The sequence below is a fragment of the Haloechinothrix salitolerans genome (assembly GCF_042662605.1).
Taxonomy (GTDB): Bacteria; Actinomycetota; Actinomycetes; order Mycobacteriales; family Pseudonocardiaceae; genus Haloechinothrix_A; species Haloechinothrix_A salitolerans.
The window spans coordinates 842,751-863,607 of sequence record NZ_JBHSXX010000001.1 but is presented as its reverse complement, the minus strand read 5'-3'; the positions used below and the strand labels follow the sequence as shown (position 1 = coordinate 863,607).

Annotated in this window: 21 protein-coding genes; 1 reads left to right on the top strand and 20 read right to left on the bottom strand. The window is 67.9% G+C overall.

What is annotated here, in order from left to right:
• The first annotated feature begins 415 nt into the window (after positions 1 to 415).
• Positions 416 to 1,279: a (2Fe-2S)-binding protein gene (locus ACFQGD_RS04105; protein WP_345400912.1), complete on the top strand. Its 864-nt coding sequence runs from the start codon at positions 416 to 418 to the stop codon at positions 1,277 to 1,279.
• Between the two features lie 165 nt (positions 1,280 to 1,444).
• On the opposite strand, the gene ACFQGD_RS04100 is transcribed toward ACFQGD_RS04105, so the two are convergent.
• From ACFQGD_RS04100 to ACFQGD_RS04005, 20 genes are all read right to left on the bottom strand, one after another.
• Positions 1,445 to 1,792 carry a histone-like nucleoid-structuring protein Lsr2 gene (locus ACFQGD_RS04100; protein ID WP_345400909.1) on the bottom strand — a complete coding sequence of 116 codons (348 nt, stop codon included), beginning with the start codon at positions 1,790 to 1,792 and terminating at the stop codon, positions 1,445 to 1,447.
• Between the two features lie 237 nt (positions 1,793 to 2,029).
• The gene (gene lysS, locus ACFQGD_RS04095; protein ID WP_345400906.1) at positions 2,030 to 3,532 is read right to left on the bottom strand and encodes a lysine--tRNA ligase; all 1,503 of its coding nucleotides are present in this window, start codon (positions 3,530 to 3,532) and stop codon (positions 2,030 to 2,032) included.
• 88 nt (positions 3,533 to 3,620) lie between these two features.
• Positions 3,621 to 4,412, bottom strand: a complete 792-nt coding sequence (locus tag ACFQGD_RS04090) for a type III pantothenate kinase (protein ID WP_345400903.1) — start codon at positions 4,410 to 4,412, stop codon at positions 3,621 to 3,623.
• 2 nt (positions 4,413 to 4,414) lie between these two features.
• Positions 4,415 to 4,909 (bottom strand): aspartate 1-decarboxylase, encoded by a 495-nt coding sequence (panD, locus tag ACFQGD_RS04085; protein ID WP_345400900.1) that lies wholly within the window; start codon positions 4,907 to 4,909, stop codon positions 4,415 to 4,417.
• Between the two features lie 10 nt (positions 4,910 to 4,919).
• Entirely contained in the window at positions 4,920 to 5,810 is an 891-nt protein-coding gene (panC, locus tag ACFQGD_RS04080; RefSeq protein WP_345400897.1) for a pantoate--beta-alanine ligase, read from the bottom strand.
• Positions 5,807 to 6,691, bottom strand: a complete 885-nt coding sequence (locus ACFQGD_RS04075) for a Rossmann-like and DUF2520 domain-containing protein (protein ID WP_345400921.1) — start codon at positions 6,689 to 6,691, stop codon at positions 5,807 to 5,809. Before ACFQGD_RS04075 ends, panC begins: the two co-directional genes overlap by 4 nt.
• Before the next feature lie 207 nt (positions 6,692 to 6,898).
• Positions 6,899 to 8,509, bottom strand: a complete 1,611-nt coding sequence (locus ACFQGD_RS04070; RefSeq protein WP_345400894.1) for a DUF6779 domain-containing protein — start codon at positions 8,507 to 8,509, stop codon at positions 6,899 to 6,901.
• A gap of 55 nt (positions 8,510 to 8,564) precedes the next feature.
• Positions 8,565 to 9,035, bottom strand: a complete 471-nt coding sequence (locus ACFQGD_RS04065) for a DUF3180 domain-containing protein (RefSeq protein WP_345400891.1) — start codon at positions 9,033 to 9,035, stop codon at positions 8,565 to 8,567.
• 100 nt (positions 9,036 to 9,135) lie between these two features.
• Positions 9,136 to 9,630: a 2-amino-4-hydroxy-6-hydroxymethyldihydropteridine diphosphokinase gene (gene folK, locus ACFQGD_RS04060; protein ID WP_345400888.1), complete on the bottom strand. Its 495-nt coding sequence runs from the start codon at positions 9,628 to 9,630 to the stop codon at positions 9,136 to 9,138.
• A 10-nt stretch (positions 9,631 to 9,640) separates the two neighbouring features.
• Entirely contained in the window at positions 9,641 to 10,012 is a 372-nt protein-coding gene (folB, locus tag ACFQGD_RS04055; RefSeq protein ID WP_345400885.1) for a dihydroneopterin aldolase, read from the bottom strand.
• Positions 10,009 to 10,809: a dihydropteroate synthase gene (gene folP, locus ACFQGD_RS04050; RefSeq protein ID WP_345400918.1), complete on the bottom strand. Its 801-nt coding sequence runs from the start codon at positions 10,807 to 10,809 to the stop codon at positions 10,009 to 10,011. The genes folB and folP overlap by 4 nt, the downstream gene beginning before the upstream one ends.
• 53 nt (positions 10,810 to 10,862) lie before the next feature.
• On the bottom strand, positions 10,863 to 11,525 hold the full coding sequence (gene folE, locus ACFQGD_RS04045) for a GTP cyclohydrolase I FolE (RefSeq protein WP_345400882.1): 663 nt from the start codon (positions 11,523 to 11,525) through the stop codon (positions 10,863 to 10,865).
• A complete protein-coding gene (gene ftsH, locus ACFQGD_RS04040) occupies positions 11,497 to 13,857 on the bottom strand; it encodes an ATP-dependent zinc metalloprotease FtsH (RefSeq protein ID WP_345400879.1) in 2,361 nt (786 codons plus the stop codon). Before ftsH ends, folE begins: the two co-directional genes overlap by 29 nt.
• Before the next feature lie 220 nt (positions 13,858 to 14,077).
• Positions 14,078 to 14,914, bottom strand: a complete 837-nt coding sequence (locus tag ACFQGD_RS04035; RefSeq protein ID WP_345400876.1) for an ESX secretion-associated protein EspG — start codon at positions 14,912 to 14,914, stop codon at positions 14,078 to 14,080.
• A 52-nt stretch (positions 14,915 to 14,966) separates the two neighbouring features.
• A complete protein-coding gene (locus ACFQGD_RS04030; protein ID WP_345400873.1) occupies positions 14,967 to 15,764 on the bottom strand; it encodes an ESX secretion-associated protein EspG in 798 nt (265 codons plus the stop codon).
• Positions 15,764 to 17,578, bottom strand: a complete 1,815-nt coding sequence (locus tag ACFQGD_RS04025) for a hypothetical protein (RefSeq protein ID WP_345400870.1) — start codon at positions 17,576 to 17,578, stop codon at positions 15,764 to 15,766. The genes ACFQGD_RS04030 and ACFQGD_RS04025 overlap by 1 nt, the downstream gene beginning before the upstream one ends.
• A 48-nt stretch (positions 17,579 to 17,626) precedes the next feature.
• Positions 17,627 to 17,992, bottom strand: a complete 366-nt coding sequence (locus tag ACFQGD_RS04020; protein ID WP_345400867.1) for a hypothetical protein — start codon at positions 17,990 to 17,992, stop codon at positions 17,627 to 17,629.
• 174 nt (positions 17,993 to 18,166) lie between these two features.
• The gene (hpt, locus tag ACFQGD_RS04015; RefSeq protein WP_345400864.1) at positions 18,167 to 18,730 is read right to left on the bottom strand and encodes a hypoxanthine phosphoribosyltransferase; all 564 of its coding nucleotides are present in this window, start codon (positions 18,728 to 18,730) and stop codon (positions 18,167 to 18,169) included.
• A gap of 24 nt (positions 18,731 to 18,754) precedes the next feature.
• On the bottom strand, positions 18,755 to 19,807 hold the full coding sequence (gene tilS / locus ACFQGD_RS04010) for a tRNA lysidine(34) synthetase TilS (protein ID WP_345400861.1): 1,053 nt from the start codon (positions 19,805 to 19,807) through the stop codon (positions 18,755 to 18,757).
• Positions 19,783 to 20,856 (bottom strand): zinc-dependent metalloprotease, encoded by a 1,074-nt coding sequence (locus tag ACFQGD_RS04005; RefSeq protein ID WP_345400858.1) that lies wholly within the window; start codon positions 20,854 to 20,856, stop codon positions 19,783 to 19,785. Before ACFQGD_RS04005 ends, tilS begins: the two co-directional genes overlap by 25 nt.
• Between the last annotated feature and the right edge of the window lies 1 nt (position 20,857).

Sequence of the window (20,857 nt, the reverse complement as noted above, 5' to 3'; positions counted from 1 at the left end):
CTCGGCGGTACCTGGCCTTGGCCAGGCATCGCGCCCAGGTGCGCGATACGGATTCCCACCGTAAGCCCACTGTAGTAGTCACACCATGTCGACCGGGTAACCACTCAGGCGTATTTCACCTCGTGGACCCTGTGACTAGCACTGTGTGTCGCACGTGAGCCCCGTCCGACATGGCCTTTGATTCTGTCTACACAACGTGTGGGCGGCACGGGATGATTCCGCGCGAACCGCATGTCCGCTGAGCGCGAACAACGGGATAGGTCCCGGCGGCGTGAAGGCTTCTTCTCGACGCAGCGCGACGCGAAGGCGCCCTTCACACCACTCACTTGTCTGAGTGACGTACTCCATGTGGGCGGATAGCACTCACGCGAGGTAAAGTAAGGCATCCCTAATGAGTCGGGACCGGGAGGTGCGCATGGCGGTTCGACGTTCCGTACTCACCGCCTGCCCTCCCGACAACAGCTTGCTCGACGCGATCGTCAGGGTCAACGCCACCCAGGACCTTATGGCACTCCGGTACGGCACGCCGCCCGCTACCGAGCTCACCGGCGATGTCAGGGGGTGGCACTTCTGCGCGGATGTCCTGACGAGATCGGATGTCTTGAGCCGCTGGCACGACGAGCAGCGCGCCTGGCTGCGCGCCGAGTACGGTCAGGCTCCCGATCGTACGGCGGCTGGTTCCATCAAGTCGTGGTACCTGCAGGCGCCCGCCACCCTCGGCGCGTTGTTGTTCCACTACGAGCGCAGGGTGCCGAGCCTGCGCCCCGACGACCTCGCCTTCCACGTATCGAGTACCGGCAAGCCCAAGCCAGACGTCGTGGCGTTGCTCAGTCCGCGATTCGCCTGCCTGCCGGACGACCCCGCCGCCGAAACGTCCGAAGCGACCGTCGTCGAGTCGGAAGGCGCGCTCGCGGCGCTGCTCCGCGCCCGCTACGCGGCGCACGCGACCCGCTTCGTCGCCGCCTACCGGCCACCGGTGCGCTTCGGCAAGCACGCGTTGTGGGGCGCGGCGACCGACGCGCTCGACGTCGCGCTGTGGAAGGCAGGCAAACAGGGCGGCAACGAGAGCGCTGGGGTCGCCGACGCCGCCCTCGTACTGCCGGATCGCATCGAGCCGTTCACGTCGGCTTCGACGTTGCACACCACGCTCGACGACGGCCAGCCGTGCTGGACCCGCCGCAAGGAAAGTTGCTGCTTTCACTACCTGCTAGACAACGGCAAAGGCGCGTGTGACACGTGCCCCCGCCGGTCGCCGCCGCTCATGCCGCGACAGCACTGAGCAACGAGTAACTCCGCCAAGCCCACCCAGTTTCGCCCAAATGGGCCAGGCCGGGACGAGAAAATGATTCCGAATGGCGCACCGCGATCACACGGTGACCATCTGAAGACACACGAACGGGGCCGCCCGGAATACCCAGGCGGCCCCTTACCACGGTACTGACGTTCAGTTCTGCTTGTGGTATGCGTCGACGACTTCCGACGGGATACGGCCGCGGTCGGAAACGTCGTAACCGTTCTTCCGCGCCCATGCCCGAATAGCCTGGTTTTGCTCCCGATCGACCGAAGCCGACTTGCCGCCACCGCTCGCGCCAGAAGACTTCTGGCTACGCTTCCGGCCGCCCGCCCGGCGAGCATGCTCTACATACTGCGCGAGCGCGTCACGCAACTCCTCCGCATTCGCGGATGAGAGGTCAATCTGGTAGCTGACACCGTCAAGACCGAACTCGACGGTTTCGTCAGCTTCTGAGCCGTCCAAATCGTCCACGAGGGATACGAGGACCTTCTGTGCCATTGGTTTCCTCCCGGTTGACGCCTGTTCGAATGATCGCTACTCCGGCCAGGCAGCTAACTCAAGTCGATGTTAGCTCATTAATACTCGGAAAATGCTGAGAACGCAAACTCTCGGATTGCACGCTGGGCACGCCTTTCCAATCTAGACCCAAACCCGAGGTCTACTCCCAGCCATTGGCCGTACCTGTCAGCGGTCGAACACACGAAACCAGGAGGAAGCCAACGAGAGCGGTTCTCGCTATTCCGGACGTACCAGGGGAAACAGGATCGTCTCCCGGATTCCGAGGCCGGTGAGCGCCATCAGCAACCGGTCGATGCCCATGCCGACACCACCGGACGGTGGCATGCCATACTCCAGCGCACGCAGGAAATCCTCATCGAGTTGCATCGCCTCGCTGTCGCCAGCGGCGGCGAGCCCCGCCTGTGCCGTCAACCGCTCACGCTCGACTACCGGATCGACCAGCTCCGAATACCCAGTCGCCAGTTCGAAACCTCGCACGTAGAGATCCCACTTCTCGGCAACATCGGGGTTACTACGGTGCTGCCTCGTCAATGGTGACGTCTCGACGGGAAAGTCGCGAACGAATGTGGGCGCGTACAAGTGGTCGCCAACCAGGTGCTCCCACAGCTCCTCGACGAGTTTGCCGTGAGTGAGCTTCGGGTCCACCTCCAGTTCGCGCTCCTTGGCGTAAGCGTGGAGCCTATCGGCGGGCGTTTCCGGAGTTACCTCCTCGCCGAGCGCCTCGGACAGCGAGCCATACATTGTGAGACTCGTCCACTCGCCTGACAGATCGTAATCAGATCCATCAGAAAGGGTGACGATATGGGAGCCAAAGACGGCCTTGGCCGCCTCTTGTACGAGTTCCCGCGTCAACCTCGCCATGGAGTCGTACGTCGCATACGCTTCGTAAAACTCCAGCATCGCGAACTCCGGCGAATGGGACGAGTCGCTGCCCTCGTTCCGGAAGTTTCGATTGATCTCGAAGACCTTCTCCAGCCCCCCGACGACACACCGCTTGAGATAAAGCTCCGGCGCGATGCGCAAGAAAAGTTGCATGTCGAATGCGTTGGATTCCGTAACGAACGGCCGCGCGGCCGCCCCGCCGTGCAAAGTTTGCAGCATCGGCGTCTCGACTTCGATATAGCCACGCTGATGGAACGAGTCACGCAACGCTCGCATCACCCCGGCACGGGTGCGCACCACCTCATTCGCCTTGGGCCGCACGATCAGGTCGACGTAGCGCTGCCGGATGCGGGTCTCCTCAGCGAGCTCCTTGTGCATCACCGGCAGCGGGCGCAGCGCCTTGGACGTGATCCGCCAGGAATCGGCCATCACCGACAGCTCGCCGCGCTTCGACGTGATGACCTCCCCGTGCACGTAGACGTGGTCGCCAAGGTCGACGTCGGACTTCCACGCGGCGAGCGCCTCTTCGCCGACGCCGTTGAGGCTGATCATCGCCTGCAACTCAGTGCCGTCGCCCTCACGCAGCGTCGCGAAACACAGCTTGCCGGTGTTGCGCATGAACATAACCCTGCCGGTCACACCGACGATGTCGCCGGTCGCGGTATCGACGGGCAGATCGGGGTGCGCCGACCGCACCTCGGCGAGCGTATGAGTGCGAGGCACCTCGACGGGATAGGGATCGACTCCAGCGGCGAGCAGCCGGTCACGCTTCTCCCTGCGCACCCGCATCTGCTCGGGGACATCCGGTTCTGCTGCGGGGCGCTGCGATTCGGTCATGGTCACATAGCGTACGAAAGCCGTTCAGCGGCGTGCGAACCGGTTTCGATGGGACTGAACCACGTCACATGACGTGCTCAGCGGGTCACTACGTGACGACGTTGCGTTCGTAGGCGTAGCGCAGGCCGAGCAGGGTGAGATCGGGCCGGTAGTGACTGATGGTGCGGGACTCCTTGAGGATCATCGGCGCGAGCCCACCGGTCGCGATGACGTCGACGACGTCCTGCTCGCCGGGGGCAAGCTCGGCCGCCACCCGCGACACCAGGCCGTCCACCTGGCCCGCGAAGCCGTAGAGCACACCGGATTGCAGGCACTCGACAGTGGTCTTGCCGATGACGGAGCGGGGCCGCACCAGCTCGACCGTGCGCAACGACGCCGCCCGCGCGGCCAGCGCCTCCAGCGAGATCTCGATGCCCGGCGCGAACGCCCCGCCGAGGAACTCGCCCTTAGCGGACACCGCGTCCACGACGGTCGCGGTGCCGAAATCGACGACGACGCATGGGCGTTCCGGCTGGATGCGGTGGGCGGCGAGGGCGTTGACCAACCGGTCACCTCCGACATCCTTGGGGTTGTCGACCAGCAACGGCACCCCGGTGCGCACGCCCGGCTCGATGACCACCTTCGGCACGTCGCGGTAGTACTCGCGCAACATGGTACGGAGCTCGCGCCGTAGCTGCGGCACGGTGGACAACACGGCAGCGCCAGTGATCGCGTCAGCGTGCTCACCCAGCATCCCGCGCATAGTCAGCGCGAGCTCGTCCGCGGTGAGGTGGGGATCGGTGCGCATCCGCCAGTCGCGCACCAGTGTCGCGTTTTCGTCCCTGCCGGTATAGAGGCCGAAGACGATGGCGGTGTCGCGCGCGGCGACGGTGAGCAGCACCGTCAGTGCTCCGCGTGCAGCAGCGCGTCGAGCTTCACGGCGTCGGCGGTCTCCTGGGTGGACACGCGCTCTCCAGCCTGCCGCGTGATCGGCACAGGGCCGCTGACCAGGCCGGAGCCGACAGGCGCCTGGCTTGGGTCCGCGCCGAGGTCGGCGATCTGGTTCTCGGCGTCGACGAAGATGACCCTCGGCTCGTAGCGCCGGGCCTCCGCGTCGTCCATCTGCCCGTAGGAGATGAGGATGACCAGGTCACCCGGGTGCACCAAGTGCGCGGCGGCGCCGTTGATACCCAGCACGCCGCTACCCGCCTCGCCGGGGATGACGTACGTCTCCAGCCGCGCGCCGTTGGTGATGTCGACGATGGTGACCTGCTCGCCAGGCAGCAGATCGGCCGCCGCCATCAGGTCCTCGTCGACGGTCACCGAGCCGACGTAGTGCAGGTCGGCCTGGGTCACGGTCGCCCGGTGGATCTTGGACTTGAGCATCGTGCGCAACATCGGTTTCTCCTCACGTCCCTGCCGGGGTGCCGAGTACGAGCCCCACGTTGTCGATCAAGCGTGTGCCGCCGACCCGCGCCGCGACGAGCAGCCGCGCCGCGCCGGTTTCCGGTGGCTCCCCCAAATCCGTGCCCCGCAGTTCCAGGTAGTCGACGTCGATCTCGGGCGTCGCTGCCAGCGTCGCCCGAGCCGCCTCCAGCACGGCGTCCGCGCCGTTTGGTCCAGCATGCGCGCCAGCCGTCAGCGCGGCCGACAGCGTCACCGCCTGCTCGCGGTGCTCATCGGAGAGATAGCTGTTACGGGAGGACAGTGCGAGGCCGTCGCGCTCCCGCACCGTCGGCGCGCCAATCACGTGGACGTCCATGTTCAGGTCGCGCACCATCTTCTTGATCAGCACGAGCTGCTGATAGTCCTTCTCGCCGAACACCGCGTAGGACGGCCGCACGATGTTGAACAGCTTCGCCACCACGGTCAACACACCGCCGAAGTGGCCGGGCCGGTGCGCGCCCTCGAGGACGTCGCCGAGCGGACCTGGGTGCACCGTGACAGCGGCGTCCTCACCGTAGAGGTCGTCGGCCGTCGGGGTGAACGCCAGCTCCACGCCCTCTTGCTCCAGGGCCTTGAGGTCAGCTTCGAGTGTGCGCGGGTAGGCGTCAAGGTCTTCGCCTGGCCCGAACTGCAACGGGTTCACGAAGATCGACACGGCGACGGTCACGTTGCCCGGCACCCGCTTGGCGCGGCGGATGAGGTCGAGGTGTCCCTCGTGCAGCGCGCCCATGGTGGGGACAAGCGCGACAGTCCTGCCGACGGCGCGCAGGGCGGACGTCGTGCGATGGACGTCGTCAGGGCGCGCGTAGACGTTGAGCTGCCCCCGGGTGAACTTCGGCAGGTTCGTTGTCATCGCCATCCATCCAGTGCTGCGTCGATATCGGCCACGGCGTCCGCGCGGAGCAGGCCGGAGCGCGCGGCCCTGGTCGCGGTGCGGCGCGCGAGCGTGGCATAGGAAGGCAGCACCTCCGGTGCGTGCTCGCCGAGCACCCGCAGGTGGGTGTCGACCGTGCCCGCGTCGCCGCGCGCGACCGGACCGGTCAGCGCCTTATCCCCCCGGCGCAGCGCGTTGTCCAGCGAGGCGGAAAGCAGCGGGGCGATCAGCCGGTCCGCGTTCTCGATGTCAGCGCCACGCAGGATCTCGAGGCAGTCCGCGACCAGTGTCATGAGGTGGTTGGCGCCGTGAGTGAGCGCGGCGTGATACAGCGGGCGTGCCGCCTCGGGTATCACGATGGGCTCGGCGCCCATTTCGACCGCGAGGGCGGAGCCGACGCTGGTCGCCTGCCGCTCGTCGTCCTGTGCGGTGACGCCGATGCATGCGGTCGCGAGCCGTTCCAGATCCTCAGCGTGTCCGGTGAATGTCATCGCGGGATGCAGCGCGAGGCACAAGACGTCGCGGTCAGCGGCGGGACGCAGCACGTCGACGCCATGGGCCCCCGAGGTGTGCACGAGAATCTTGCCCGCGGTGAGCGAGTCGGTGGCGACGAGGCCTTTGACGGTGCCGGCGAGGGCATCATCCGGCAGGGCCAGGATGACAAGATCGGCCTCACGCACGACCTCGTCCGGCGGCAACAGTGGCACGCCAGGAAGCAGTTCTTCGGCGCGGCGTACGGACGCGGCCGAGATCCCCGATGCCGCGATCACGTTGTGGCCAGCACGGGCGAGGGCGGCACCGAGAACGCTGCCGACGCGACCCGCTGACACAACGCCGACGGCAAGCCTCGGCCGACGCATCGTCATCGCATGCTCCTTCACTCGTTCCAGTCCCGCTCCGAATCGGCGGGTACCGGACGACGGCGCGAGCGTAGCTCACCAGACCGGGGTCGTGCCGAGCCGAGGTGACGAGCACCACGCGCCGATCAGGTGATTTTCACTGCGTAGGAGGCATGCGCGACCGTCAAGTGATCGCCCAAGGTCACGACCACATCGCGGTGTGTGGCCTCAATCCTTGTAGCGGTGCCGACGAGCCGGGGTGCTCCTGCCGTGTGCGGCCAGCAGGTCATGCACGGACCGGCCACTCGCGTGGGATCCGGTGGATTCCTCCCGCATGGGCGCACGGGGCGCCGGTTCCGGTCGGGAGGCGGCCCGCACGGTCGGAGTCTCCGGCACGACCGGTTCCGACGACCCTGCTGATGCCATCGCGGCGTCGTCTGGGTCCGGCTTCCGTCGCCTGCCGCCCGGCTTGCCCTGGCGCTGGATCTCCAGCGCGCCCGGCGGCAGCGAGTGGTTGGTCGCCGGCGGCGTTTCGCGGTGCGCGCCCCCGGCGTGGCCGTTCTCCGTCGGCGTCACGGGCGACGTCGGAGTGAACCAGGAGTGCTCCTGCTGGGGCTGCTGCGTCTGCGCCGGCCGCGCCCATCCGCCTCTGTGGTCAGATGCGCCTCCGTGGTCAGCTGAGTGGGCGCCCTGCTGGCTAGCGGCGTGGTTCCCCTGGTTCGCGGCGATGACCGCCGACAGGTCGCCGGTATCGGAGCCGTCGTTGTGCGGACGTTTCGGTGGCTGCGGTGCTGACGGCCACTGCTGTGGCGGCTGATACCCGCCATTGGTGCCGTGGCCGTTGGCGGTGAAGGCCCCGTCACCCGCCGCGCTGCCACCGAAGGCATCGAACGACTCCTGCGCGCTGTCCTCGAACAAGGAGAACGCGGGGAACTCGTACTTGCGCGCCGCGGCCGAGCCGCCCGTTCCATTGCCACCGTTGGTGTAGTCAGCGAGGGAGAACTCGGATGCGGACTGGTGTTCCGGTAGGGAGAGTCCGTCGTCCGGTTGATCGCCGGTGGGCAGCTCGGCTCGGTAGTAGCGAGCCTGCTCGGGCTCGGCGCTCGATACGGGTTCGTATGGGTTCGGCTCAGGTGCGGGCTCGGCCGGGAACGCCTCATACCCGGTGGCCTGCCTCGGCTCCCCCGGGTATGGCTCATACCGGGGCTCATCGACGACGTGCTGGCCTGCTCGCCGGAGCCGAGGCGCGCTCGAGGTGACGACCCGCGAGATCACCTGGGTGCGCTGATCAGCGACTTCCTCAAGCGCCGTCTTGGTGCCCGAAACGAGGCGCGGCCCTGAGCGGCCCTCCCCGGACGCGACGCCGTTCTGTTCCTCCCGCATTGATCGCCTCCGTGTCGACTGCTCGGTCAGCGCGACCCGCTCGTAGACCACGTCTCCTTCCAAGAGCTGTTGCAGGCTATCCCGCAGCGCCATGACTTCAGTGCGCAGGTCCTGAATCTCGGAGTGGGTTTCCTGCTCTACCCTGCGACGGGTGGACGCCTCGAGTTCGAGTTCGTACTCCCTGCGTGCCGTAATCTCCCGCTCCAATTCCAGCTCATAGATGTGCTGCGCATCGGCGACCGAGTGCCATGCCTGCTCCGCGGCTTTTCGGTGTTTCGTCGCGAGGAAGGCACCGAGCAATGCCGCCCACAGCGCCGCGACGATGCCCAAGCGTAACCATCGAGCTTCATCGGTAAGCAGCAGCGCGCCCGTCGCGGCGAGTGCGCATACGGCGCCTGCGATCAGCCACGGTCTGCTCCCGTTATGGCTGTCCGCAATCGCTCGCGCGCCCAACATGGCGTAGAGCGTACCTTGCAAGTTATCGAGTCGAGACCTTGCTGGTACGGATTGTCTAGTTACGCGGAGTTTGTTGATCTCCGCGATCGCCGTGATCGCTGTCCTGCGGCGTGCGGCAACAATGTTCCAACCACAGTGCCGCGGCGACGAGCGCGGCGGCGCATACGGCACCAATGATCGCACTCGGGATGTCTTCCCGAGCGGCGGCGAGTGACGCGCTCCGCGGTACCAGATAGAGCAACGCGCCGAACCAAACGCCGAGCATGATCGCGCCGAGTTGTGAGGACGCCTTGGCGAGGACCACGACACGCGAGACGACGATCGCCTCGGTGAGTCGTCCAGTGTGGATCCGGTCCTTCACGACGAACCCACCGATCAGCTCGCCCAACGCCATGATCGCGAGCAGCCCGCCAGCGAAGCGCGGAATGCTCTGCATCGACCCGTATGCCAGATCGAACAGCGCGAGGCCGACGCCCGCGGCGACGATGCCCGACAGCAGCAGATCTCTCGCGCGCGTGAAATGCACCCAGCCAGCGTAGGAGATCGACGAGGGACACGGAGATCCGGCCTGGGACGGGACCCCAGGAGTCGGGACTCGGGGCACCACAGCGGGAGACTCGCGGGGCTCAGGGGAGACGGAGGTCGTCGCGGCGGTGAACATTCGCGACGTCGTCGGCCGAGAGGGCGGCGACCAGCTCCGCGATCGGGCCGTGGCCGGGCAGCACGGCGTCCGGTTCGATGTCGTACCAGGGCACCAGCACGCTCGCCCTGCTCGGGGTGCCAGGGTGCGGTAGCAGCAGCTCCGGATCGTCCGAGCGGACGCCGTCGACCGTGACGACGTCGACGTCGAGGGTGCGCGGGCCCCACCGCTGCTCGCGCACGCGCTCGGCCTCGCGTTCCAGCGCCTGCCCGCTACGCAGCCAGCCCCACTCGTCGCGCGCGGGATCGTCGACGACGCACACGGCATTGAGGAAGTCCGGCTGATCTGTGACACCCCAGGGCGCGGTCTCGTACACCGGGGACACCGCGACGACGGCGTTGCCCAGACCGGCGACGGCGAGGCGCAGGTAGCCGATACGGTCACCGAGGTTGGAGCCGAGGGAGAGCACAGCGCGAGGCATCGACGGCTCCTCAGCGGCCGCGGGTCACGGTCACCGCGACGTCAGCGAACTCGTGCGGGATCGGCGCGCTCGGCTTGTGCACCGTGACCTCGACCGACTCGACCCTGTCCTTCAGCCGCTCATCGGCGAGCACCTCGTCCGCGATACGACCGGCGACCGACTCGATCAGGTCATACGGATCGCCACTGACGATGCGCACCGCGATGTCCGCCACCGCACCGTAGTCCACCGTGTCGGCCAGCGCGTCGGACTTGCTCGCCGCCGTGAGATCGACATGCAGCACGATATCGACGAGGAACTCCTGCCCCTCTCGTCGCTCGTGGGCGAACACGCCGTGCCTGCCGAACGCCCGCAGGCCGGTCAGCGCGATCCGATCGGTCACGCGCGGCCTCGTTGCCATGCGGCGGCCACGCTGACCGCGTCCAACGACGGCCCGACGTCGTGGACCCGCACGCCCCACGCACCATTCGCCGCGGAAAGCGCGGAGACCGCGGCGGTGGCGTCCTCCCTGCCAGCTGACTCACGCGGAGTGCCGTCGGCGTCGGCGAGCAGCGCGCCGAGGAACCGCTTGCGCGACGCCCCAACGAGGACGGGAAAACCGAGCGAGACCAGCGCGTCCAGCCGGTTCAGCAACGCCCAGTTGTGGTCGGCGTCCTTGGCGAAGCCGATACCCGGGTCAAGCACGATGGCGTTCTCCGCGACCCCGGCCGCCATGGCCTCATCGACCCGTTCCAGCAACTCGTCGCGGACGTCTGCGACGACGTCGTCGTAGCTGGCGAGCTCATCCATGTGTTTGCTGTGGCCGCGCCAGTGCATCAGCACCCACGGCGCACCAGCCTGCGCGGCGACCCGCGCCATGCCAGGGTCGGCGAGCCCGCCGGAGACATCGTTGATGACCGTCGCGCCCGCGTCGAGGGCCGCCTCGGCGACGGCGGCGCGGGTGGTGTCCACCGACAGCGCGATGCTCTCCGCGGCGAGCGCCTTGATGACCGGGACGACACGTTGTATCTCGATATCGGCGTCTACCCGCTCCGCGCCGGGCCGAGTGGACTCGCCGCCGACGTCGATCAGGTCCGCCCCACGCTCGTGCATGTCGCGTGCGTGGCCGAGCGCGTCGTCAAGGTCGAGGTACCGGCCGCCATCGGAGAACGAGTCCGGGGTGACGTTGAGGACGCCCATCACGACACAACGATCGGGCGTGGGTAGCGCCGAGTGCCGCTCAGCCACCGGCGTCACCGCCTCGCCTTGATCAGGTCGAGCGCCTCGGCCCGCGTCACCGGTGACGTCTTCAGCAGGCCCCTGACCGCCGATGTCGTGGTGCGCGCACCCGGCTTGCGAATGCCGCGCATCGCCATGCACAGGTGCTCGGCCTCGACGACGACGATCACGCCGCGCGGACTGAGCTTCCTGTCGAGCGCGTCGGCGATCTGCGACGTCAGCCGTTCCTGCACCTGCGGGCGCTTCGCGTAGAGGTCCACTAGCCGCGCCAGCTTCGACAGCCCGGTGACCCTGCCCCGTTCGTCCGGAATATAACCAACATGTGCGACACCGTGGAATGGCACTAAATGGTGTTCACATGTGCTGTACATCGGAATGTCCGTTACCAGGACGAGTTCCTCATGGCTCTCGTCGAAGGTCCGGTCGAGCACGGCGTCCGGCTCGGTGTGCAGCCCGGCGAACATCTCCTGGTAGGCGCGCGCCACCCTGGCTGGTGTCTCGAGCAGACCGTCGCGGTCGGGGTCCTCCCCACAGGCGATGAGCAGCTCCCGCACCGCCTTCTCGGCGCGCGCGGCATCGAAAACCGGACCGCCTGGCGGTTCGATCACGGTTTCGAATTCGTCGTCATCCACCCGCAGGTGCGGGTACTTACCGTCGGTGCTGTCCATCCTGCTCATCTAGGTCGCCTCGGTGGCGCTCGCCGCCCTCCGGCCACGTCGCGGGACGCCAGCCGGGAGGCGCGCCATAGTTCGGCGGACCGCTGCGCCCCTGCGGGCCTTGCGGACCACCGTCACCACCGTACTGCCGCGAACCGTGCTGGCCGCCGTTAGACCCGCCCTGCGGCGGACCACCGTTCGGCCGGTACGCGAACGGGTTGTCCGGCTGCGCCGAGCCGCGCGCGTGCTCGTGCTCGCGCTGCTCGTCGCCCCAGGAGACCGGTGCGGGAGCGGCTGGCTGCTCCCGAGTCGGCTGCTCGTCATGCGGCTGGTACCGCGGCTCCTGCTCGTACTGCGGCTGGGGCTGCGGCTCGGCAGGCTCGGGCGGCTGCGGTGGTGCGGGCGGGGGTGGGGGCCATGGCTCGCCACGCTCCATAGCCAACTCGCCCGGGGTCTTGATCGGCGGCTTGTCCGACGGCTTGCGCTCACCGAACTCGTTGAACACGGTGATCCGGGGCCGCTTCTCCACCCGCGCGAAGATCCGCTCAAGGTCCTTGCGGGTGAGCGTCTCCTTCTCCAACACCTCGTACACGAGGTCGTCGAGGACGTCGCGGTAGGTGGACAGCACCTCCCACGCCTCAGTGTGCGCGGTCTCGATCAGCTTGCGCACTTCCTCGTCGATCTCGTGCGCGACCTCGAGTGAGTAGTCGGCCTCCTGGCCCGCCGACCGGCCGAGGAACGGGTCGCCCTGCTCCTTGCCGTACTTCACGGCGCCCAGCCGGGCGCTCATGCCGTACTCCTTGACCATCGCCTTGGCGATCTTGGTGGCCTGCTCGATATCGGACGACGCACCCGTCGTCGGCTCGTGGAAGACCAGTTCCTCCGCGGTGCGGCCACCTAGCGCGAACACCAGGCGTCCGATCATCTCGGAGCGGGTCATCAGCTCCTTGTCGTCCTCCGGCACAAGCAGCGCGTGTCCGCCGGTGCGCCCGCGAGGCAGGATGGTGAGCTTGTAGACCGGCTCGATGTCCGGCATCGCCCACGCGGCGAGCGCGTGCCCGCCCTCGTGGTAGGCGGTGATCTTCTTCTCCTTCTCGGAGATGATCCGGCTCTTCCTTGCCGGTCCGCCGATGACGCGGTCGACTGACTCCTCGAGCGCGTGATCGTCGATCACGGTGCCGTTCTGCCGCGCGGTCAACAGCGCGGCCTCGTTGAGCACGTTGGCGAGATCGGCACCCGACATGCCGACGGTGCGCTTGGCGAGGCCGTCGATGTTGGCGTCAGGCGCGAGCGGCTTGCTCTTGGCGTGCACCTTCAGAATCGCCTTGCGGCCCCGCAGGTCAGGCGCGGCGACCGGAATCTGCCGATCGAACCGGCCGGGACGCAGCAGCGCGGGGTCGAGGATGTCCGGCCGGTTGGTGGCGGCGATCAGGATGATGCCGCCACGCGAGTCGAAGCCGTCCATCTCGACGAGCAACTGGTTCAGCGTCTGCTCGCGCTCGTCGTGGCCGCCGCCGAGGCCAGCGCCACGCTGTCGGCCGACGGCGTCGATCTCGTCGACGAAGATAATGCACGGCGCGTTCTGCTTGGCCTGCTCGAACAGGTCGCGAACACGCGAAGCACCGACACCGACGAACATCTCGACGAAGTCTGAACCCGAGATCGTGTAGAACGGCACGCCAGCCTCACCGGCGACCGCCCGCGCGAGCAGCGTCTTACCGGTGCCGGGCGGGCCGTAGAGCAGCACACCCTTCGGGATCTTCGCACCGAGCGCCTGGTACCGGGCGGGATGCTGGAGAAAATCCTTGATCTCGTGCAGTTCCTCGACCGCCTCGTCGGCACCGGCGACGTCGTCGAAGGTCGTCTTCGGCATGTCCTTGTTGAGCTGCTTGGCCTTGGACTTGCCGAAGTTGAGCACCCGGTTACCGCCGCCCTGGGCGTTGTTCATCATCCAGAACAACAGCAGCAGTAACAGTCCGAGCGGGATCATGTAGATCAGCAGTTGCCCGATGAACGAGTCCTGCGTGACCTCGGTGTCGAACTTGACACCTGACTTCTGGCTGAGCTGGGTGTAGATGTCCTCGGCGGCACGTGCGGGGAACTGCGCCATCACCTTCTCGGTGGACTGCCCCTCGACGTCGACCGGCGACTTCAGCGTCAGCAGCAGCTCCTGTTCCCTGTCCTTGAGCTGCGCCTCCGCGACGTTGTTAGCACTGACCTGCTCCAGCGCCCGCGACGTCGGTACCTCGCTGTACTCCCGGTTGCTGTCGAGAACCGTTGAGACAAGGAAGTAGACGCCCACCGCGATGGCGATCCACACCAGAGGGTTCCTCAGCAGGCGCTTTCGATCCATGCGAATCAGCCTAGACGGCCTTGACCTTCCTGATTGACTGACGACTTATTGTCACCGGCGCGCTCGGCGAAGCACACCGGCCAGTGATGTGCTGGCGGGACCGACACCACGTCCGTTCAGGGTACCGCCCAGCCTCCGGACCTGTAGCGCCCCACTCACTGACTGCTCAACGCGGGAGAATCCGCCCGAGTTCCCACGGTCAGCGAGCAAGGAGGCCAGTTCAGCTCGCTACCGCGCTCACCTCGCTCAGCAGCTCTGACAACCTCGTGCGCAGCGTTTTCGTGTCAGCGGGTGCGACGGTGATCCACTCGTGGCCATCCTCGCCTGACCGCGCGATGTTCAGGTAGCGGCCGGTGACGGTGTCGAACCAGGCCAGCACGGACGACCGGTGCTTCCGGCCGATCTCATCCCTGCTGTTCGCGGCGAGCTGACCGCCGCGCAGCCTCGGTTGCGCGGCCAGCAGCGCGTAGTCCTCGCGCTGGTCGCCAGCCGAGCGGTCCGCTAGCGACTTGCCCGACCGCCCCCACCTGCGAAGACCGAACCCGCGCCTCGGCTCGTCGTCGCGCCTGCTCGCACTCACCGTTACCCGCGCGGGTGTGGTGCGCAGCGCGTCGTCGAGCGGCAGGGTGACCGCACGGTGCGTGCCTCGCTCGCCAGCGGGCAGGAGGTTGATGACCTCGGAGACGAGCGCCTCCGGATAGATAGGGCGCAGCCGTACCCCCGCCGCGCTCTGCACCGCGAGCACCGCGGTCTCACCATCGGACGCGGCGAGGGCAAGCACCGGCTCCTCCCCAGTGCCGGGGCTGTGGATCGCGTCCACGCTGCGCGTCGCCGTCGCCAGCGCATGCAGCCAGTGTTCAAGGGTCGGATCGACGACGCCGCGCCTGTCCTTGACACCGTCGGCGATCATCAGCTTGCCCACCTCGGCACGGAGCACGAGACGCCCGTCCATGGTTTCGCCGTGCGACGGCACCCGCAGCGGGTACGGGTACTCGCCGAGCCGCAGCTCCTCCCAGAGAAAGTCGAAGACCATCGGGTTGAGCAGGCGCTCGCTCATGGCAGCTCCAGCTCTGTGAGCTTCGCCGGTAGGCACAGCAGCTCCCAACCGCTCACCGCGTCACCTCGAGCTCCCTGCGCACCCAGGTGATCAGCTCACCGACCCGCTGCCGCATCGTTGGCGCGTCAGCCGGTGAAATGGTGATCCACTCCCTGCCGTCGGTGCCGGTCGTCGCCTTGGTCAGGTAACGCCCGGACTCGGTATCGAACCAGCTCAGCACCGACGAGCGGGCACGCTTGCCGGAGCCGGTGCGCGAGTTCGCCGCGATCTGCCCGCCCCGCAGCCTCGGCTGGGCGTGCAACCGGGCGAGGGTTTTGCGGTCAGCGTCCGAGCTGCCCGCCTCGGTGGCCGGTGCGCCGTTACGGCGCTGCATGAAGTCGGCTCCAGCTCCGGTGACGAGGGTGTCGACCGGCATGGTGATGGACCGCTCCCTACCTCGCTCCGCGTGCGGCAGCAGGCCGACGATCGAGCTCGCCAACGACCCGGCGGGCACCTCGCTCAGGTGCAGGCCCTCCTCGTCCTGCACCGCGAGGAGCCCGTCTTCGTCACGCGCGCAGACCACCGCGAGCACCGCTTTGGTGTCAGCCCCGACGACGTGCACGGAGTCCACGCTGATCTCCGCCTTGGCGAGCAGGTCGAAGTAGTCGGCGAGCCAGGGCGCGAGCGCGCCCCGCTCGTCCACGACGCCTTTCGCGACGAGGGACCGCATCGTCTGGCCGCGTAGCTCGGAGCGCTCGGCATAGGTGGCTCCGTGGGACCGCAGTTCCAGCGGATACGGCACCTCACCGGTGCCGTACGCCTCCCAAAGGAAATCGAACTCGATGGGTGTCAGCGGCCCACCCAGTCGCATCAGTCGTCCTCGAACTCAGCGCCGATAACTCCCGCCGTCGCCGTGTCGGTCGGACCGAAGAGGTCATCCGGGTCCGGCTCGATCAGGTAAGACGCCTGTTCGTGCTCGGTGTCGCTCGCGTCGACCCCCGCCGCGCCAGCGCCAGCGCCCGCCCCGGAACCGTGCGGGTGGCTCTGCATCGGAGCGACCGGTCCGGCTTGGTTGGCGGCCTGCTGTGCCTGGTGGGCCTGCAATTGCTGTTGGGACTGCCCGGCGGTCGGCTGCGCGGCGCTGTTGTCGGTCGACGCGGTCACCTGCCCGGCTTCGGGCCCAGCGGCGACATGGTCCGCGGTGCCCGTGGTGGCACCAGCCGCGAGCGGCTGCCCCTGCGGGCCCTGCGCCGCCGGGGCGCCGGTCTGCGGCAGCTGCCAGCTGCCCTGCTGCACCGGGGTGCCTTGGCTGACACCCTGGGTTGCCACGCCCACCTCTGGCGGCTGCCAGTTCGCCCCCGGCACCTGCCGAGGCGGCTCCTGCTCGGCGTGCCGCACGGCGCCCGTCTCGGGGGCGTCGATCGACTGCGCACCGGCTTGCCGCGCCTCAGCGGCCTGGGTTGCCTCGGTTGCCTCCGTCGACGCGCCCTGGGCCTCGTGCTGCTGGTCACGCTGGGCCCTGTGCTTGCCACCTTGCTTGGCGCCAGCACGGCCGCCCTTGGCGAGCGCCCGTGCTCCGGCGAGCCCGGCTCCGGCACCGAGCGCCGCGCCACCGGCGAGACCCGCCGCGCTGGGGCCACTGGCCTGGGCCGAAACAGCCGACGACCCGGTCGCCGCGACCGACCCTGGCGGCACCGGCGCGGAAGTCATGTTGTGGCTGGCGTTGCCACCGGCGAACGAGGAGGCACCAGCCCCACCGGCGACCGGGGCACCCGTCCGCGCGCCAGTCGCCGAAGCGGCATCGATGGTGCCCTGCGCTCCGGTGAGGCTCGCGCCGCCGCCGGTGACATTCACCCCGCCGCCAGCAACGGAGCTCGGGCTGCTCGCGTGGTTGGCACCGGCCGCGGGCTTCACGCCGATGGACTCGGGCGCGAAGCTCGGGGTCGAGCTGTCGACCTCGCTCATCGCCCTGGTGTACTCGTCCATGTAGCGCTGCTGCTCGGCACGCACGGCTTGTGCGGCGTCCAGCTCGGCTTTGATGTCATTGACGCTCATCGCGGCGGGATGGCCGCTGAGCAACTTGTCGATCTCCGAGGTGTAATCGAAGTCCTTGGGCGGCGGCATCTTCTTGACCTCGGCGGCAGCGGCGGCCTGCTGGCTCATCCGCTGGCCCATGGTGCGTGCCGCGTCACCCGCCGTGCTGCTGGCGTTGGCGACACCGATCAACGCGCCCTGCGCCGCGCCGGACCCTTCACCAACCCAAACGCCGCTGAGCTGCGTGATGGCCTCGTACAGCGCGTCGGCGACGTGGCTGAGCTCGGTGCCGTGGTGGGTCCAGGTCTGGCCCATGCTGTCGGCGAAGCCAGGATCGTTGTCGTTGACCGCGCCGTTGTAGAGCTGGGAGCTGGACTGGCTCGCCCAGTTCGGCGGGTTCAGGATCGCCCTGTCGTCGCCGTAGAGGAAGTCGTCGCGCACGCTGCGCGCGTTGTCGACGATCGCCTCCGTCGTCGACGTGGTGCTGCCGAGCGGCGCGGTGGAGCCGCCGGTAGGCGCACTCGAGTCGGACGCGGTGCCCGACGCGGTACCGGACGTCGTGTCCGGCGTCGCCTCGGTAGTGCTTTCTGTGGTCTCTCGCGAAGTGTCGCCGGTGGGTTCCTGCTGCGAGCCGCCGTACGAATCAGTCATCGTTCCCCCTGTCTATCGCAATTCTCCGAAGCCGCGGCCGTGCACCGGTCATGCCTTGTTCTCGAACGAGCGGACGCCTGCGGATTCCATCTCGTCGTAGTTCTTGATCGCGGCGACGATGGCGTTCTCGACCTGGTCATACTGGGCGCGCAGATTGCGCAGCGCCTGCGCGTACGAGTCACGACCGCCGTCGGCACGGTCGGAGTACTTGGCCGCGATCGCGGTGCCAACCGGGTTCGCTCCGAGCCGAGGAGCCACCCCGAGGCTCGACGCCTGGGAGATGAGGTTGTCTACCTGGTCCTTGCCGTTGCGGATCTTCTTCAGGACGGTCCGCGCCGCGTCAGGGTCGATCCCGATTTGACCCGCCGCCGCCGCGTTGGCGAACGCCGTCGCGTCGCTCAGACTCCTGACCATGTGTCACTCTCCCCTGAGTCCCCATTCACCGCGCCCTCTCCGCGCGGTGTCGTGTTCGCATAGGTTAACGCAGTCGGTTCGTCGTTATGACGCGCTGTCCGCCCATACGGTTCCCGATCAAACCCCCGCCGCGCAACGGATTCCCCACGAAATTCGCGCAGTTGAGATCGATTATCACTGTGAGTAGACAGCGGGGTCCAGTTTGCCGATGTAGGGCAGGTCGCGGTAACGCTCCGCATAGTCGAGGCCGTAGCCGACGACGAACTCGTTCGGGATGTCGAATCCGACATACTTCACAGGAACGTCAACCTTCACCGCATCCGGCTTGCGCAGCAACGAGCACACCGCGAGCGACTCCGGGTTGCGGGTGGCGAGATTGCGCATCAGCCACGACAATGTCAGGCCCGAGTCGACGATGTCTTCCACGATCAGCACGTGGCGGCCAGAGATGTCCCGGTCGAGGTCTTTGAGGATCCGCACCACGCCAGACGACGACGTCGACGAGCCGTACGACGACACCGCCATGAACTCCAGCTGCGCCGGGATGGGAAGCGCCCGCGCGAAATCCGTCATGAACATCACGGCGCCCTTGAGCACGCCGACCAGCAGCAGATCGTTTCCGCCGTGGCCCGTGCCTGTCTCCTTGTAATCGGCCGCGACCTGCTCGGCGAGCTCAGCTGTCTTGTCGCGGATCTGCTGCTCTGTGATGAGCACGGAGGCGATATCGCCTTCGTACACGTTCGCTCCTCAACTCGGTGGTGCTCAGGTCTGCCCCTGGCGGCACACCCGAAGCTTGCCATGGGCGCGGCTAACCACCAAGTCACCCGGCAGCCACACCCCGCCTTGCCCGCGCCAGCGGCTGACCAGTTCGTCGACGGCGCGCAGATGCCCGTCCGTGAGGTCGGTTCCCCCCGCTTCGAGCAGCCACGCACGCAACGCCCTCCGCCGCACCGCGGTATGCGCTTCCGCGAGCGTGGCGACGTCGAACTCACCGGGACCGTCCCCGTCCGGTTCCGCCGACTCGGTAGCCATCGCGGCCGTGTGGAGGTCGACCGCGAGCGCGTCCAGTGCCTCGCAATCCTCCCTCAGCTGTGTCGCGGTGCGCGCGAGGGCCCCGGCTACCCCGCCTTGAAGCACCTCTTCCAGCAGCGGCAGCACCTCGGCGCGCAGCCGTGCCCGTGTGAACCGGCTGTCGGCGTTATGCGGGTCCTGCCAGGGGAGAACTCCCAGTTCCGCGCAGGCCCTGACCGTCACGGATCTCGGAACGTCGAGCAGCGGCCGCCCCCACGGCGGGTCAAGCGGGCACATTCCGCGGAGGGAGCGGGAACCGGAGCCTCTGCCGAGGCCGAGCAGCACGGTCTCAGCCTGGTCATCGCGGGTGTGGCCAAGTAAGACCAGGCTGTTCGGTACGGCTTCCGCGAGAGCGGCGTAGCGGGCACGCCGGGCAGCGGCTTCGACACCACCCCGCCCGCTGACCTCGACCTGCAACACCCGCGCCTTGGTGACGCCGAGCGCCTCGACCGTCCGTGCGGCCTCGCGGGCGACGGCGGCGGCGCTGGCCTGCAAACCGTGGTCGACGATCAACGCGTGCGATTCAAGGTCCCGTTTGTCGCAGGCGTACGCGGCGGCGTCGGCCAAGGCGAGCGAGTCCGGCCCTCCGGATACCGCAACGCCCACGACGCGCTCGGTGAGCAGGCCAGCGGCATCGGCGTCGTCCAGCAACGACGTCACCGCGGCGCGGACCTGCAACGCGGCCTGCCCCGGCGACTTCTCCGCGACGACGGCGGGGACTAACCGTGAACTCTGCGCAACCATGTGTCCGGCTCGCTGATCTCGTCTCGGGTCGGCAGGGTCTCCGGGGAGCGCCACACCTCGTTGAAGCCGGCCATGCCCACCTCGGCGACCACGTGCTTGGTGAATTTACTACCACGTTCGTACTGCTTGATCTTGGCATCGATCCCGAGCACCGCGCGCAGGACGCGGTCAAGCAGGCCACCGCCTTTACGGCGTTCGGTGAACTTGCGTCTGATACTGGCCACCGAGGGGATGACTTCGGGACCGACCTCATCCATCACGAAGTCGGCGTGCCCCTCTAGGAGAGTCGACACCGCGATCAAACGGTTGAATGATTCGCGCTGCCGCGGCGACTGCAACGCCTCGACGACGCCAAGGGTGCCGTCCGCGTGCTTGGCATTGCGGATGACATCCGGGAGGCGGTTCAGCGAGCGGGCGGCGGTGTCGTCGATGCCGGAGATGAACCGGCTGACCTCATCCGCGAAGTAGTCGGCGAGCCAATGGACGGCGCTGAACTGCAGCCGGTGGGTGCACTCGTGCAGGCACACCCACAACCGAAAGTCGTCACTATCGACATCCATGGCGCGCTCGGCCTGCACGATGTTGGGCGCGACCAACAGCAGCACACCCTCACCACCCCGGCCGAACGGGTCGTATTGCCCGAGGACCTTCGAGCCGAGGAAGGCCAGCGCGAGCCCCGTCTGCACACCAGCGCCGCCCGCGAGAAGTCGTCCGGCAGGGCCGCCCCGATTACGTGACGACGAGGCCATCGCGCTGCTGGTGAGCTCGTCAAGGCCAGCGGCGGCGGAGCGCACCCACGCCCTGCGATCCACGACGGCGGCGTCCGGGATCGGCAAGCCCTCGCCAAGCCCGGTCAAATCCCGCACGTGTTGTTCGGCCTCGGTCGCGAACTCACCAAGCTGCGCCACCGCCTTGTCCGCGACCTCGCGCGGGACGTCCGGGCCGCCGCCGACCAGCAGCGCGCCCGTCGTCGCCGCGACGGACCAGTCGACGAGCGGATGTGCGTTGACGTCGCCCGGTGGGGCGCCTCGACCGGTCACCGTGTCCATA

Bases quoted from the DNA above. Each gene is read 5' to 3' on its own strand.
- ACFQGD_RS04105 (WP_345400912.1), top strand. From the start codon at position 416: ATGGCGGTTCGACGTTCCGTACTCACCGCCTGCCCTCCCGACAACAGC.
- ACFQGD_RS04100 (WP_345400909.1), bottom strand. From the start codon at position 1,792: ATGGCACAGAAGGTCCTCGTATCCCTCGTGGACGATTTGGACGGCTCA.
- lysS (WP_345400906.1), bottom strand. From the start codon at position 3,532: ATGACCGAATCGCAGCGCCCCGCAGCAGAACCGGATGTCCCCGAGCAG.
- panD (WP_345400900.1), bottom strand. From the start codon at position 4,909: ATGTTGCGCACGATGCTCAAGTCCAAGATCCACCGGGCGACCGTGACC.
- panC (WP_345400897.1), bottom strand. From the start codon at position 5,810: ATGACAACGAACCTGCCGAAGTTCACCCGGGGGCAGCTCAACGTCTAC.
- ACFQGD_RS04075 (WP_345400921.1), bottom strand. From the start codon at position 6,691: ATGCGTCGGCCGAGGCTTGCCGTCGGCGTTGTGTCAGCGGGTCGCGTC.
- ACFQGD_RS04070 (WP_345400894.1), bottom strand. From the start codon at position 8,509: ATGTTGGGCGCGCGAGCGATTGCGGACAGCCATAACGGGAGCAGACCG.
- folK (WP_345400888.1), bottom strand. From the start codon at position 9,630: ATGCCTCGCGCTGTGCTCTCCCTCGGCTCCAACCTCGGTGACCGTATC.
- folP (WP_345400918.1), bottom strand. From the start codon at position 10,809: ATGGGCGTCCTCAACGTCACCCCGGACTCGTTCTCCGATGGCGGCCGG.
- folE (WP_345400882.1), bottom strand. From the start codon at position 11,525: ATGAGCAGGATGGACAGCACCGACGGTAAGTACCCGCACCTGCGGGTG.
- ftsH (WP_345400879.1), bottom strand. From the start codon at position 13,857: ATGGATCGAAAGCGCCTGCTGAGGAACCCTCTGGTGTGGATCGCCATC.
- ACFQGD_RS04035 (WP_345400876.1), bottom strand. From the start codon at position 14,914: ATGAGCGAGCGCCTGCTCAACCCGATGGTCTTCGACTTTCTCTGGGAG.
- ACFQGD_RS04030 (WP_345400873.1), bottom strand. From the start codon at position 15,764: ATGCGACTGGGTGGGCCGCTGACACCCATCGAGTTCGATTTCCTTTGG.
- ACFQGD_RS04025 (WP_345400870.1), bottom strand. From the start codon at position 17,578: ATGACTGATTCGTACGGCGGCTCGCAGCAGGAACCCACCGGCGACACT.
- ACFQGD_RS04020 (WP_345400867.1), bottom strand. From the start codon at position 17,992: ATGGTCAGGAGTCTGAGCGACGCGACGGCGTTCGCCAACGCGGCGGCG.
- tilS (WP_345400861.1), bottom strand. From the start codon at position 19,807: ATGGTTGCGCAGAGTTCACGGTTAGTCCCCGCCGTCGTCGCGGAGAAG.
- ACFQGD_RS04005 (WP_345400858.1), bottom strand. From the start codon at position 20,856: ATGGACACGGTGACCGGTCGAGGCGCCCCACCGGGCGACGTCAACGCA.